At 70.4% G+C, this 12432-nt stretch carries 10 protein-coding genes and 1 riboswitch; of the genes, 5 read left to right on the top strand and 5 right to left on the bottom strand.

The window, feature by feature from the left end:
* The first annotated feature begins 7 nt into the window (after nucleotides 1-7).
* Genes EDF46_RS09885 through EDF46_RS09875 form a run of 3 tightly spaced genes read left to right on the top strand, consistent with a single transcriptional unit; the run spans nucleotide 8 to nucleotide 2470 of the window.
* Nucleotides 8-1129 carry a glycosyl hydrolase family 8 gene (locus tag EDF46_RS09885; protein WP_158614207.1) on the top strand — a complete coding sequence of 374 codons (1122 nt, stop codon included), beginning with the start codon at nucleotides 8-10 and terminating at the stop codon, nucleotides 1127-1129.
* Between the two features lies 1 nt (nucleotide 1130).
* Entirely contained in the window at nucleotides 1131-1781 is a 651-nt protein-coding gene (locus EDF46_RS09880) for a sortase domain-bontaining protein (protein WP_123506121.1), read from the top strand.
* A gap of 26 nt (nucleotides 1782-1807) precedes the next feature.
* On the top strand, nucleotides 1808-2470 hold the full coding sequence (locus EDF46_RS09875; protein WP_233579978.1) for a 1-acyl-sn-glycerol-3-phosphate acyltransferase: 663 nt from the start codon (nucleotides 1808-1810) through the stop codon (nucleotides 2468-2470).
* A 57-nt stretch (nucleotides 2471-2527) separates the two neighbouring features.
* Here EDF46_RS09875 and treZ read toward each other — a convergent pair whose 3' ends face one another.
* The 3 genes from treZ to glgX are packed head-to-tail and all read right to left on the bottom strand — an operon-like array spanning nucleotide 2528 to nucleotide 8747.
* On the bottom strand, nucleotides 2528-4285 hold the full coding sequence (treZ, locus tag EDF46_RS09870) for a malto-oligosyltrehalose trehalohydrolase (protein WP_123506120.1): 1758 nt from the start codon (nucleotides 4283-4285) through the stop codon (nucleotides 2528-2530).
* Nucleotides 4282-6633, bottom strand: a complete 2352-nt coding sequence (gene treY / locus EDF46_RS09865) for a malto-oligosyltrehalose synthase (RefSeq protein WP_123506119.1) — start codon at nucleotides 6631-6633, stop codon at nucleotides 4282-4284. The genes treZ and treY overlap by 4 nt, the downstream gene beginning before the upstream one ends.
* Entirely contained in the window at nucleotides 6630-8747 is a 2118-nt protein-coding gene (gene glgX, locus EDF46_RS09860) for a glycogen debranching protein GlgX (protein ID WP_123506118.1), read from the bottom strand. The genes treY and glgX overlap by 4 nt, the downstream gene beginning before the upstream one ends.
* 135 nt (nucleotides 8748-8882) lie before the next feature.
* Here glgX and EDF46_RS09855 point away from each other — a divergent pair, with 135 nt between their 5' ends.
* Entirely contained in the window at nucleotides 8883-9833 is a 951-nt protein-coding gene (locus EDF46_RS09855; protein ID WP_123506117.1) for an NAD(P)-dependent oxidoreductase, read from the top strand.
* Nucleotides 9834-9840: 7 nt separating this feature from the next.
* On the opposite strand, the gene EDF46_RS09850 is transcribed toward EDF46_RS09855, so the two are convergent.
* Both EDF46_RS09850 and EDF46_RS18010 read right to left on the bottom strand, forming a co-directional pair.
* Nucleotides 9841-11121, bottom strand: a complete 1281-nt coding sequence (locus EDF46_RS09850) for a hypothetical protein (protein ID WP_148061189.1) — start codon at nucleotides 11119-11121, stop codon at nucleotides 9841-9843.
* 169 nt (nucleotides 11122-11290) lie between these two features.
* Nucleotides 11291-11596 carry a hypothetical protein gene (locus EDF46_RS18010; protein WP_148061188.1) on the bottom strand — a complete coding sequence of 102 codons (306 nt, stop codon included), beginning with the start codon at nucleotides 11594-11596 and terminating at the stop codon, nucleotides 11291-11293.
* Between the two features lie 96 nt (nucleotides 11597-11692).
* Nucleotides 11693-11803: riboswitch (TPP riboswitch) on the top strand.
* Here EDF46_RS18010 and EDF46_RS09845 point away from each other — a divergent pair.
* Complete coding sequence (locus tag EDF46_RS09845; RefSeq protein WP_123506518.1) at nucleotides 11798-12430, top strand: ECF transporter S component; 633 nt, start codon at nucleotides 11798-11800, stop codon at nucleotides 12428-12430. (Overlaps the previous riboswitch by 6 nt.)
* The last annotated feature ends 2 nt before the right edge of the window (nucleotides 12431-12432 follow it).

Raw genomic sequence — 12432 nt, 5'->3', positions numbered from 1 at the left:
GGCGCTGGTGGCGACGGCGACGGTGGCGGCCTTCGCGACCGGCGTGCTGCCGGGAGGCGGTGCGCCGGCGCCGGAGGCGGCCTCGACGCCGGGTTCTTCTGGCTCCGCAGTTCCTGCGCGGAGTGCCACCGAGATCGGCACGGCGTTCCTCGCCGACTACGTGCAGCAGGGCGGAGACGATGCCGGTCGCGTCGTGCGCCGCGACCAGGGCGACGACACGGTCAGCGAGGGGCAGGCCTACGGCATGCTCGTCGCGGCCGCTCTCGGCGACGAGAAGTCGTTCGCGTCGATCTGGACGTGGACGAAGACGAACCTCCAGCGATCGGACGGCCTCATGGCGTGGCAGTGGAAGGACGGCGCCGTCGTCGACCCGATGCCCGCGTCGGACGCCGACGTCGACATGGCGCACGCGCTCGTGATGGCGGGCGCCACCTTCGACCATCCGTCGTGGACGACCGCAGGAGAGACGCTCGCCGGTCACATCATCGACGACCTGACGGCGCAGACGCCCGACGGGCGCATCCTGCTCCCGGGCCCCTGGGCGCAGGGCGACGGCCCCTGGTCGTACAACGCCTCGTACGCGGCGCCATCGAGCTTCCAGGCGCTCGCGAAGGCCACCGGAGACGACCGCTGGTCTCAGCTGCTCGCAGGAACTCGCACGGTCACCACGAAGATCCTCGATTCGAGCGCCCTCCCCAGCGACTGGTCGCAGGTCGCCGCCGACGGCTCGGTCACTCCGCTGCCCGGCCCCACGGGCTCGTCCGGGACCGTGCAGTACGGCTACGACGCCGGCCGCGTCGCCATCCGGTTCGCTCAGTCGTGCCAGCCCGCCGACACTGCGATCGCTGCCCGCCTGGCGGGACCGCTCGCCGACAAGGACCCCCTGCCCATGCAGCTCGACCTCGGCGGGACGGCCCTCAACCGCGACCAGAGCCCGCTCGGCTACGTGGCCCGTGCGGCCGCTCGCGCGAGCGGATCGGACCGCGCGGGAGCACAGGCCGACCTCGCCGCGGCCGACCGGCTCGCGCAGTCGACGCCGACCTACTACGGCGCCGCGTGGGACGCCCTCGGAGCGCTGTCGCTGCAGACGGACGCGATGGGCTCGTGCCCCCTCTTGAAAGGCGAATGACATGAGACTCCCTGCACGCGCGAGCGCCGCGCTCGCCGCCGCCGCCCTGGTCGTGGCGGGCCTCGCGGCCTGCTCGACCGGCGCGACCACCGAGGCGGCGCCCACCGCGACCGCCACCTCGACGCCGACCCCCGGCCCCGGAGCCGCGGGACGCCTCCAGGACCCGGACGAGAGCTCGCTCTCGAGTGCTCCGGCGGCGGGCGTGGTGCCGACGAAGATCGCCATCGCGAAGCTCGGCGTGTCAGCGGGAATGCAAGACCTCGCGATCGGCGCCCAGGGGGAGCTCGACCCGCCCACCAATGCGACCGACGCCGGCTGGTACGCCAAGGGGGTCGTGCCCGGCGCTGTCGGACCAGCCATCATCGCCGGTCACATCGACTCGACGACCGGGCCCGGTGTCTTCCTGCACCTGGCGCAGCTCGCCGCTGGCGACACCGTGAAGGTGACGCTCTCGTCGGGGGCCGTCCAGACGTGGAGCGTGACCGGAAGCCGCGCCGCGCTCAAATCGGAGTTCCCGACCAGCGACGTCTACGGCACGTCGCCGACGCCGCAGCTGCGCCTCATCACGTGCGGCGGTACCTTCGACGCCTCGATCGGGCACTACGACCAGAACACGATCGTGTTCGCCGAACTGGTTTCGACGACGGCCTAGCCGCTCGGCCCTCTACAGTTGCTGGCGTGTACCGCTTCCTGCGCTTCTTCGTCGTCCGGCCCGTCATGTTCGCGTTCTTCCGGGTGAGGGTCAGCGGCCTCTCGAACATCCCGAAGCGCGGGGGAGTGATCCTCGCCGGCAACCACATCGCCTTCATCGACTCGGTGTTCGTGCCGGCCGTCGTCCTCCGGCCGATGACCTACCTGACAGCCAGCGACTACTTCACGAAGACCGGTTTAGGCGGGCGGCTGCTCGGCTGGTTCCTGACGCAGATCGGCCAGCTCCCCATCGACCGGGCGGGCGGCTCGGCCGCCAAGGCCTCGCTGCAGACCGGCCTCGGGGTCCTCGCCTCCGGCGGCGCCCTCGGCATCTACCCCGAGGGTTCCCGGAGCCGTGACGGCAGCCTGCACCGGGGCCGCACCGGGGTGGCGCGGATGGTGCTGTCGTCGGGCGTGCCGATCGTGCCGTTCGGCATCCAGGGGAGCGACCAGGTGATGGTGAAGGGCTCGAAGCTGCCGAGGCGCGCGCGAGTCACGGTCGTCTTCGGCGAGCCGATCCACTTCGAGAAGGTCGAGGGCGACTACGACGCGACGCGGCTGCGTGCGGTCACCGACGAGGTGATGGCCGCGATCGCGGCGCTGACGCCGCAGGAGTACGTCGATTCGTACTCAACGGGTCGAGGAGCATAGGCGCAGCCTCGACGGGTCGAGGAGCATGGGCGCAGGGCGGCGCGGGCGGCGCGCCGCTCAGCGCACGACGGCGACCGAGTGCGGCGGCAGCGCGAGCGACCGGCCGGGCTCGACGGCGGCCGAGCTGGCGAAGAGCACCTGCTCGGAGCGGATCGGGAGCTCGCGGAGTTCCTGCGCGAAATTCACCGCCACACGGAGGCTGCCGCGCGTGATGACCAGCCAGCGGGCCTCCTCGTCGAAGTCGACCGACAGCGTGGCGCCGCCGAGCGACGGGTCGGTCAGCTCGGGCTCGGCCCGCCGCAGCGCCAGGAGGGCGCGGTAGGCCTCGAGAACGACCGCGTGGCGGCCCGACTCGACCTCGGTCCAGTCGAGCTTCGAGTCGGCGAACGTCGACTGCTCTTGCGGGTCGGGCACGGCGGACTCGTCCCAGCCCATGCGGGCGAACTCGGCGATGCGGCCTTTGGCGGTGGCCTCGCCGAGATCGTGCTCGGGGTGCGACGTGAAGAACTGCCACGGCGTCGAGGCCGCCCACTCCTCGCCCATGAAGAGCATCGGGGTGAACGGCGCGGTCAGCGTCAGGGCCGCGGCGATGATCAGCTGGCCGTCATCGAGCGTCGCGGCCAGGCGGTCGCCGATGGCGCGGTTGCCGATCTGATCGTGGTTCTGGTTCGCGACCACGAGGCGCCAGCCGGGCATGCGCTCGGTGTCGATCGGCCGGCCGTGGTACGCGTCGCGGAACGACGACCAGGTGCCGTCGTGGAAGAACCCGCGCGTGAGCACCTTGGCCAGGGCGCCGAGGTGCTCGAAGTCGGCGTAGTAGCCCGAGATCTCGCCGGTCAGCGCCACGTGCACCGAGTGGTGGAAGTCGTCGCTCCACTGCGCGTCGAGGCCGAAGGCCGAGCCTCCGCGACCGGCCGCCTCGCGGGGAGCGACGAGCGACGCGTCGTTCTTGTCGCTCTCGGCGATGAGCCACTTCGGGCGGCCGACGTGGGCGGAGAGGCGGGCGGCGCGGATGCCGATCTCCTCGAGCAGGTGCACCGGCGAGTCGTCGACCAGGGCGTGAACGGCATCGAGTCGGAGACCGTCGACGTGGTAGTCGGCGAGCCACAGGGCGGTGTTGTCCGAGATGAACGAGCGCACCTCGTGCGACCCCGTGTCGTCGAGATTGACGCCGGTGCCCCAGGTCGAGGCGTGCTTGTCGGTGAGGTACGGACCGAGCTGCGGCAGGTAGTTGCCGCTCGGGCCGAGGTGGTTGTAGACGACGTCCTGGATGACTCCGAGTCCGCGGTCGTGAGCGGCGTCGACGAAGCGCTGGTAGGCCTCGGGGCCGCCGTAGTTCTCGGTGACGGCGAACCAGTCGACGCCGTCGTAGCCCCAGTTGTGCGTGCCGTTGAACGCATTGACCGGCAGCAGCTCGACGAAGTCGACGCCGAGGTCGACGAGATGGTCGAGGCGGTCGATCGCCGAGTCGAGAGTGCCGGTCGGCGTGAAGGTGCCGATGTGGAGCTCGTAGATCACGGCGCCGGCGAGCGGTCGCGAGGTCCACTCGTCGTCGGTCCACGCGAAGGCCGCCGGGTCGTAGGTCTCGCTCAGGCCGTGCACGCCGTCGGGCTGGCGCAGGGAGCGCGGATCCGGAATCGGCGTGGTCTGGTCGTCGAGCAGGAACCCGTAGCGGCGTCCCGCTGCGCGGTCGAGGCCGGCCGGGGCGCGCCACCATCCCTCGTCGTCCTGGGCGAGGTCGTGGACCTCGCCGTCGAGCTGGAGTCGGACGCGCGCTGGCAGCGGGGCCCAGACGTCGTAGAGAGCCACGGTCATACCTCGGAGTCGGGGGTGGATGAGTCGTCGGGAGCAGGGATCAGCAGCGCCACCGGGTACGTGGAGAGCACATCGGCGAGCCGCAGGCGCGAGCCCGAGTGCCGACGGCCGGTGAGCACGTCGATGCGGTCGCCGCCCGAGAGGTGCAGTACGGTGTCGCGCCAGCCGCCCGATTCGGCGAGCCCGACCGGGAGCCTCGTGGCGACGGCGATGGCCCCGCCGCGATCGACGGCGACGGCCGAGGAGGCCGCCTCGCCGAACACGGGCAGCGGCGCGTACCGCTCGAACAGCTCGGACCGGTCGCGGCGCAGCGTGAGCGCGCGGTGCGTGACGAGAAGCTTGGCGGCGCCGCTCTCGTCGACAGCCGGCGTCTCGCCCTCGTTGATCGCCGCGAGGTACAGGCGGCGCAGGTCGAAGTCGACGGCGCGGCGGTTGTCGGGGTCGACGAGCGAGTAGTCCCACAGCTCGCAGCCCTGGTAGACGTCGGGGGCTCCCGGGCCGGTGAGCTGCAGCAGCTGGAGGCTCAGCGAGTTGCTCCAGCCGGCATCGCGCACGAGATCGACGACGCGGTGCAGCTCGGCCTCGACGCGCTCGTCGTCGAAGCACGAGTCGACGAGGGCATGCATCTTCTCTTCGAACTCGGCGTTCTGGTCGGTCCAGGCGGTCGAGGTGCCGGCCTCCCGCGACGCCTTCTCGGCGTAGTCGTGAAGTCGTTCGCGCGACGCGGGCCAGACCCCGACGATGCTCTGCCAGAGGAGGTTCTCGAACGGCCCGTCGCCGAGCGGCGCCAGTTCGCGAAGGCGTCCGAGCGCGGCCGCCCACTCGACGGCGACTTCCGACAGCACGCTGATGCGGGCACGGACATCCGCCGACCGCTTGGTGTCGTGCGTCGACAGGGTCGTCATGGCGTGCGGGTACGTCGCGAGCCGCTTCTGCTGCCGCTGGTGGAACTCGGCCTGCGAGAGCGCGAAGACGTTCGGCTCGGCACCCACCTCGTTCAACGACACCAGGCGGCTGTAGCGGTAGAAGGCTGTGTCTTCGACGCCCTTGGCCATCACCATGCCGCTCGTCTGCTGGAAGCGCACGGCGGCGGGGTCGCTCGGGTCGCCCAGACGGGCCACGACGTCGGCGATCGCGTCGGTGAGGTCGGGGCGGGCCCGCTCTGCGATGGCCGCGGCTTCGGCGAGCTGCTCGCCGCCCTGCGGCAGATAGCTGCGGTACACGGGGAAGGCGGCGGCGAGCTCGGCCAGAGCTTCGACGGTCGCAGGAACCGGCGCGCCGCCATCGGGCGCGAGCATCCGCGCCAGCCGGTTGATCTCGCTCCCGAGGATCCCGTCGGCGATCCCGAGCTTCGTGCCCAGGATCATGTCGTGCCAGTCGACGGGCTGGCTGCCGTCACGGACGGATGCGTCGAGCGCGCCCAGCGCGGCGGCGCCGTCGGGGTCGACCAGAACGCGGTCGAACTCGCCGAGCGCGTCGTAGCCCGTTGTGCCGGCCGTGGCCCAGTCGTGAGGCAGCTCCTCCGGACCCTCGAGGATCTTCTCGACGAGCACGTGCGCGCCGCCGGTCAGCTCGCGGAGACGGTCGAGGTAGCCCGCGGGGTCGGCGAGGCCGTCCGGGTGGTCGACCCGGAGGCCGTCGGCGATCCCGTCGCGGAACCAGCGGCCGATCTCGGCGTGCGACTCGTCGAATACCCAGGGCTCCTCGACGCGGATGCCGGCGAGGGTGTTGACGGCGAAGAAGCGCCGGTAGTTCAGGTCGGAGTCGGCGCGCTTCCAGTACACGAGCTCGTAGTTCTGGCGAGCGTGGACGTCGACGGGGGAGTCGCCCTCCGAGAAGGTGCCGGGCGCCAGCGGGTAGCGGTTGTCGAAGTAGCGGAGCTCGTCGCCCTCGATCCTGAGGTCGTCGAGGCGGTCGTCGCCGTCGTCGCCGAGGACCGGGATGAGCACCTTGCCGCCGCCCGCCGCCCAGTCGACGTCGAAGGCGGTCGCGTAGCGCGAGTCGGTGCCGTGCTTCAAGAGGTCCCACCACCACGAGTTCGTCGCCGGCGAGGCGACTCCCATGTGGTTCGGCACGATGTCGATGAGCACGCCGAGCCCGAAGAGGTGCGCGCGGTCGGCCAGCGAGTGGAGGCCGACCTCGCCGCCGCGGGCGGGGTCGATGCGCGAGTGGTCGACGACGTCGTACCCGTGGTCGCTGCCCTTTTCGGCTTCGAGCACGGGCGACAGGTAGACCCAGTCGACGCCGAGGTCGCGGAGGTACTGCGTCACGTCGGCCGCGGCGGTCAGGTCGAACGACGCACGGATCTGGAGCCGGTACGTGGAGAGCGGCGCGTGCTCGCGGGTCATCGGGCGACCTGCTCGATCGCGCGGAGGACCACCATCGAGCGGCCGGCGACAGGCAGGCTGTCGCCGGGCTTCACGGGCGTGGCGGGTCGCTTGGGCAGAACGGTGTCGATGACGACCTCCCATTTATCGGCGTACTCGTCCGTCGGGACGGTGAACGTCACTGTGTCGTCGTGGGCGTTGAAGTAGAGCAGGAAGTTCACGTCGGTGATCCGGCCGCCGCGGGAGTCGCGCCCGTGGATGCCGTTGCCGTTCAGGAACATCCCGATCGAGCGGCCGAAACCGGAGTCCCACTCCTCGGGCTGCATGGCGTCGCCCTCGGGCGTCAGCCAGACGATGTCGGGCAGCGGATCGCCCTCACCCCGGCGGACCGATCGGCCGTCGAAGTAGCGCTGGCGGCGGAACGTCGGGTGGTCGCGGCGAAGGTGGACGAGCTTGGTGGTGAACGCGATGAGGTCGTCGTCGGCGTTCTCCCAGTCGATCCAGCTGAGCTCGTTGTCCTGCGCGTACGTGTTGTTGTTGCCGAGCTGGGTGCGGCCGAGCTCGTCGCCGTGCACGAGCATCGGGACGCCCTGGCTGAGCATCAGCGTGGCGAGGAAGTTGCGGACGCGCTGGCGACGCAGCTGCTCCACCTTCTTGTCTTTGGTGGGGCCCTCCGCGCCGGAGTTCCACGACCGGTTGTGGCTCTCGCCGTCGTTGCCGTTCTCGCCGTTGGCGTCGTTGCGCTTCTCGTTGTACGACACCAGGTCGCGCATCGTGAAGCCGTCGTGCGCGGTGACGAAGTTGATCGACGCGATCGGGCGACGGCCGTCGCGCTGGTAGAGGTCTGCTGATCCTGTGATGCGAGAGGCGAACTCGCCGAGCGTCGCCGGCTCACCCCGCCAGAAGTCGCGCACGGTGTCGCGGTACTTGCCGTTCCACTCGGTCCACTGCGGCGGGAAGTTGCCGACCTGGTAGCCGCCGGGCCCGACGTCCCACGGCTCGGCGATGAGCTTGACCTGCGACACGATCGGATCCTGCTGCACGAGCTCGAAGAAGGTCGAGAGCCGGTCGACCTCGTAGAACTCGCGTGCGAGAGCCGCCGCGAGGTCGAAGCGGAAGCCGTCGACGTGCATCTCGGTGACCCAGTAGCGGAGGGAGTCCATGATCAGCTGGAGCGAGTGCGGGTGACGGACGTTGAGGCTGTTGCCGGTGCCCGTGTAGTCCATGTAGTACTGCTGGTCGTCTTCGACGAGCCGGTAGTAGGCGGCGTTGTCGATGCCCTTGAACGACAGCGTCGGGCCCAGGTGGTTGCCTTCGGCCGTGTGGTTGTAGACGACGTCGATGATGACCTCGATGCCCGCGTCGTGGAGCACGCGGACCATCGTCTTGAACTCCTGCACCTGCTGCCCGTGGTCGAGCACGGACGAGTACTGCTGGTGCGGCGCAAAGAAGCCGATCGTGTTGTAGCCCCAGTAGTTGCGGAGGCCCTTCTCGAGCAGCGTGTTGTCTTGCACGAACTGGTGCACCGGCATCAGCTCGATCGCCGTGACGCCGAGGCTCTTCAGGTGCTCGATGATCACCGGGTTCGCGACGCCGGCGTAGGTGCCGCGCTCGTGCTCGGGGATGCCGGGGTGCGTCTCCGTCAGGCCCTTGACGTGCGCCTCGTAGATGACCGACTCGTCGTAGCTGTACTTGGGCGGCCGGTCGCCCTGCCAGTCGAAGTACGGGTTGATGACGACGCCCATCATCATGTGCGGGGCGCTGTCCTTGTCGTTCCGGGAATCGGGCGCGCCGAAGTTGTACGCGAACAGCGCCTCGTCCCAGTCGATCTCGCCGGCCGTGGCCTTGGCGTACGGGTCGAGGAGCAGCTTGTTCGGGTTGGCCCGGTGCCCCGTGGCGGGGTCGTACTGGCCGTGGACGCGGTAGCCGTAGACCTGGCCGGGCTGCACGCTCGGCAGGTAGGCGTGCCACACGTAGGCGTCCACCTCGACGAGGTCGACGCGCGTCTCGACGCCCTGATCGTCGAACAGGCACAGCTGCACCAGATCTGCCGCTTCGGAGTAGATCGCGAAATTGGTACCGCTGCCGTCGTACGTCGCACCCAGGGGATAGGGGTTGCCGGGCCAGGTGATCATCGAACCTCCGTCAGGACTCGTTACAGCCTAGGGGCGTTAGCTGTGCCTGTCCGGGCGTATGGTCGGGTTCCGGACCGCGACACCCGCGCGTCGCATCCGTCGCGACGTGCTTGCGGCGCACGCGAAGGAGCTGGCATGAAGATCGTCGTCATCGGAGCAACGGGGCACGTCGGGGGCTATCTCGTGCCGAGGCTGGTGCTCGCCGGGCACGACGTCGTGGCCGTCAGCCGGGGCGTCAGCGCCCCCTACCGGTCGGACCCGGCGTGGAACCGCGTCGAGCGCATCGTCCTCGACCGCGAGGCCGACCCCGGCTTCGCCACCGCCATCCGCAACCTGGGTGCCGACGTCGTCATCGACATGGTCTGCTTCACGCCCGAGTCGGCCCAGCAGCTGGTCGACGCCCTTCGCGGCACCGGCGCGTTCCTGGTGCACTGCGGAACGATCTGGGTGCACGGGCCGAGCCTCGAGGTCCCGATCACCGAAGACGCCGAGCGGACGCCCTACGGGTCCTACGGCGTCGGCAAGGCCGCGATCGAGAAGCTCCTCCTCGCCGAGGCGCGCAGACCGGGCGGTCTCCGCTCGACCGTCCTGCACCCGGGTCACATCACCGGGCCGGGCTGGCCGATGATCAACGCGCAGGGCAATCTCGACCTCGGTGTCTGGAACGACCTCGCCGCTGGCCGCGAGGTAGCGATCCCGAACTTCGGCCTCGAGACCGTCCACCACGTCCACGCCGACGACGTCGCTCAGGCGTTCCAGCTCGCGGCTGAGCGGCAGCCGACCGGGGAGTCGTTCCACGTCGTCTCGGAGCGAGCGATGACCCTCCGCGGCGTCGCGACCGGCATCGCCCGGTGGTACGGCGTCGAGCCGAACCTCACCTTCCTGCCGTTCCGCGACTTCCGCGCGACGACGACGGCCGAGCACGCCGACGCGAGCCACGAGCACATCGGGCGGAGCCACTCGGTCTCGATCGAGAAGGCGCGGCTGCTGCTCGGCTACGCACCCCGCTACACGTCGCTGCAGGCGATTCAGGAGGGGCTCGACTGGCTGAGGGCGGACGGACAGCTGGAACTGCAACCGGCCTGACGCGGCATCACTTCGCGAGGGAGTCGGCCTTCTCGGCCTTCTCCTCGACCGCCGCGGGGCTCTGCGGGTCGACGTACAGCCGCGCGAGCATCCACTTCCAGACCGGCTCGAACACGGGCGTGCCGTCGGCGTCGAGCGGGGTCGAGTCGGTGATGGTCCGCAGGTGCGAGAGGCGGCCGTCGCCGAGGTAGAGCGTGGTCACGAGGCGGTGCACGCCGGTATCGGAAGCGGCGGGGACGGGCACCCTCGAGCGGACCACGGGCCCGGCGAGGCCGAGTTCCTGCCAGGAATTCAGGATTCGCCCGTAGAACGTGTCGCCCCACGAGTCGAACCCGTACATGCGGCTGGCAGGGGTCGCGCTCCGGGTGTCGAGCCACGACGCCTTGGCGTCGGCGTCGGTGATGATCGGAGAGGCGAACGTCAGCTGGCCCTTCACGTCGTGACGGTGGGCGATGTACGCCGACTCGCCGCCCCCCTGGGAGTGGCCGGCGACGACGATGCTCTTCCACTTGATCAAGCCGTCGTCGCTGTACTGGCCCCAGCCGCCGTTCGGGTCGGCCTTCTGCAGGTACGCGAGGGACGCGCGGAGGCGCGCGAGCACCGAGTTGGCGGCGCCGATCTTGCTGAAGTGGTTGGGGGCGCTGCCGTTGAAGCGGTTCTGCTGCACCATCGTGTAGCACCGGGCGTCGACGCCGCAGGTGGTGGCGACCGACTTGCCGCGATTGAAGTAGTCGAGCCCGAGCACGTGGTAGCCGGCCTCGGCCGCCGTCGTCAAGAACCTGCGGTAGTCGTTCGGGATGTGGCCGGTCGCGGGCAGAAAGAGCAGCAGCGGGCCGTCCGCGACCGAGCGTGCCGCCCAGTTGCGGGCGTCGGGCTCGACCACCGTGCCGGTGATCAGGCCGAGGCGGAAGCTGTACGGGTTGACGGTCAGCGCATCGCCGGCCGGGCCTGCGTCTCCCGCCGCGATGCTGCTCGATCCGCCGCCCGTCGCCACCTGCGACCGGTCGCTCTGGCGGTCGCGCGATGCCGCCGGGGGAGCCGTCGTCGACGCGGTGGGCTCGCCCTCCGGCCCCGCGGCCGTGACGTCGCCCGCCTTGCGGCCGCCTGAGCCGGGCATCGGGAAGTCGGGCGTGGCCGGGCCCGCGATCGCCAGGCCCGCGGGAAGCCCCGGCGCGTGGCCGGCGGTCTGCCGAGTGTCGGAGCCGGTCTCGACCGACACGAGCACCAGGACCGCCACGCCGAGGACAGCGAGCAGGGCGAGACCGCGCGTCACCCTCCCCGACTTCATCCTCCATTGCTAACACAGCAAGGTGGACGCCCCATGGCCGCCGTGCGGCTCGGCGCGCGCCGGCCGGGCCTGGCGCGCGCCGGCCCGGTCGCTTCGGCGGGTGCTCGTCGGTCTCGGCGCGTCGCCGGGGACGCGCCCACGCCGACCAGCCCCCGCCGACCCTCCCGGATCAGTAGATCTGCCCGAAATTCCCGGGTGCCGATCCGCCGGGGGCAGCCGAGGCGTCCACTTCGAGAAGGTCGCCGGTGCGGGCGTCCACCGTGATCTGCGTCGAATTCGCGGCTACATGGTTCTCGAGCTGCGCCAGCGATCTCATGCTGGGGAGGCCCCTGACCATCACGCCTTCGATCGACTGCGTCGAGACAGCCGACGGCGCAGAGGAGTGCGGGCTCGGATCGGCAACGACGGGGGACGCGGCGGCTACGCAGAGGGCGGCGGCACATACCGCGACGAAAACGGTAGCGGGACGATTCATTCGATTCTCCTGGTCGGTTTCGGGTTATGTGTACAGAACCTTACATTCAAATTCGATCCCAGGAACCACGGGGTGGCGAGCCGCGCTAGAGTGGGCGCCACAACACACGGGAGTCCGGTGAGCCGGGCTGAGAGGAAGCGATCCACGCTTCGACCGTCGAACCTGATCCGGATCATGCCGGCGCAGGGAGGAGATCTGACCATGTCTGTTTCTGCACGCACTCGCGAGGCGTCCACTGCCACGACCACGAAGCCCACTCGTCGGTGGCGGGTCGTCGACATCGTCGTCGCCAGCGTCCTCGGAGTCGCCTCCGGCGTCATCTTCTGGGCGTGGGGCCTCGCCTGGACTCCGCTCAGCGGCGTCCTGGCCTTCTCGCCCGGGCTCGACGGTCTGCTCGCAGGCGGCTGGCTGTTCGCCGGCGTGCTCGGCGGGCTCGTCATCCGGAAGCCCGGCGCGGCGCTCTACACCGAGATCGTCGCCGCCGTGGTCTCGATGCTCGTCGGCACCCAGTGGGGATTCTCGACGCTCATCTGGGGCATCCTGGAGGGCCTCGGAGCCGAGCTCGTCCTCGCGCTGTTCCTGTACAAGTCGTGGCGTCTCGGCACCGCCCTCCTGGCCGGTGCTGGAGCGGGACTCGTGACCGGCCTGCTCGACACCAACTTCTCGAGCGTCGCCGCGCTCGCCGCCGAGTTCAAGGTCGTCTACATCGTCTCGGCCGTCGTCTCGGGCGTCGTGCTCGCCGGCCTCCTGTCGTGGCTCGCCGTCCGCGGCCTCGCCGCCTCGGGCGCCCTGTCGCGATTCGCGTCCGGGCGGTCGGCGAAGAAGCTGGTCTGACC

It is taken from the genome of Frondihabitans sp. PhB188 (assembly GCF_003752365.1).
Lineage (GTDB): Bacteria > Actinomycetota > Actinomycetes > Actinomycetales > Microbacteriaceae > Frondihabitans.
Note: the sequence above shows the minus strand (reverse complement) of the source record. Positions and strands in the feature narration are given on the sequence as shown.

What these genes read in the sequence shown, in the direction of transcription:
- EDF46_RS09880 (WP_123506121.1), top strand. Translation starts at nt 1,131, where the DNA reads ATGAGACTCCCTGCACGCGCGAGCGCCGCGCTCGCCGCCGCCGCCCTG.
- treZ (WP_123506120.1), bottom strand. Translation starts at nt 4,285, where the DNA reads ATGACCGTGGCTCTCTACGACGTCTGGGCCCCGCTGCCAGCGCGCGTC.
- treY (WP_123506119.1), bottom strand. Translation starts at nt 6,633, where the DNA reads ATGACCCGCGAGCACGCGCCGCTCTCCACGTACCGGCTCCAGATCCGT.
- glgX (WP_123506118.1), bottom strand. Translation starts at nt 8,747, where the DNA reads ATGATCACCTGGCCCGGCAACCCCTATCCCCTGGGTGCGACGTACGAC.
- EDF46_RS09855 (WP_123506117.1), top strand. Translation starts at nt 8,883, where the DNA reads ATGAAGATCGTCGTCATCGGAGCAACGGGGCACGTCGGGGGCTATCTC.
- EDF46_RS09850 (WP_148061189.1), bottom strand. Translation starts at nt 11,121, where the DNA reads ATGAAGTCGGGGAGGGTGACGCGCGGTCTCGCCCTGCTCGCTGTCCTC.
- EDF46_RS18010 (WP_148061188.1), bottom strand. Translation starts at nt 11,596, where the DNA reads ATGAATCGTCCCGCTACCGTTTTCGTCGCGGTATGTGCCGCCGCCCTC.
- EDF46_RS09845 (WP_123506518.1), top strand. Translation starts at nt 11,798, where the DNA reads ATGTCTGTTTCTGCACGCACTCGCGAGGCGTCCACTGCCACGACCACG.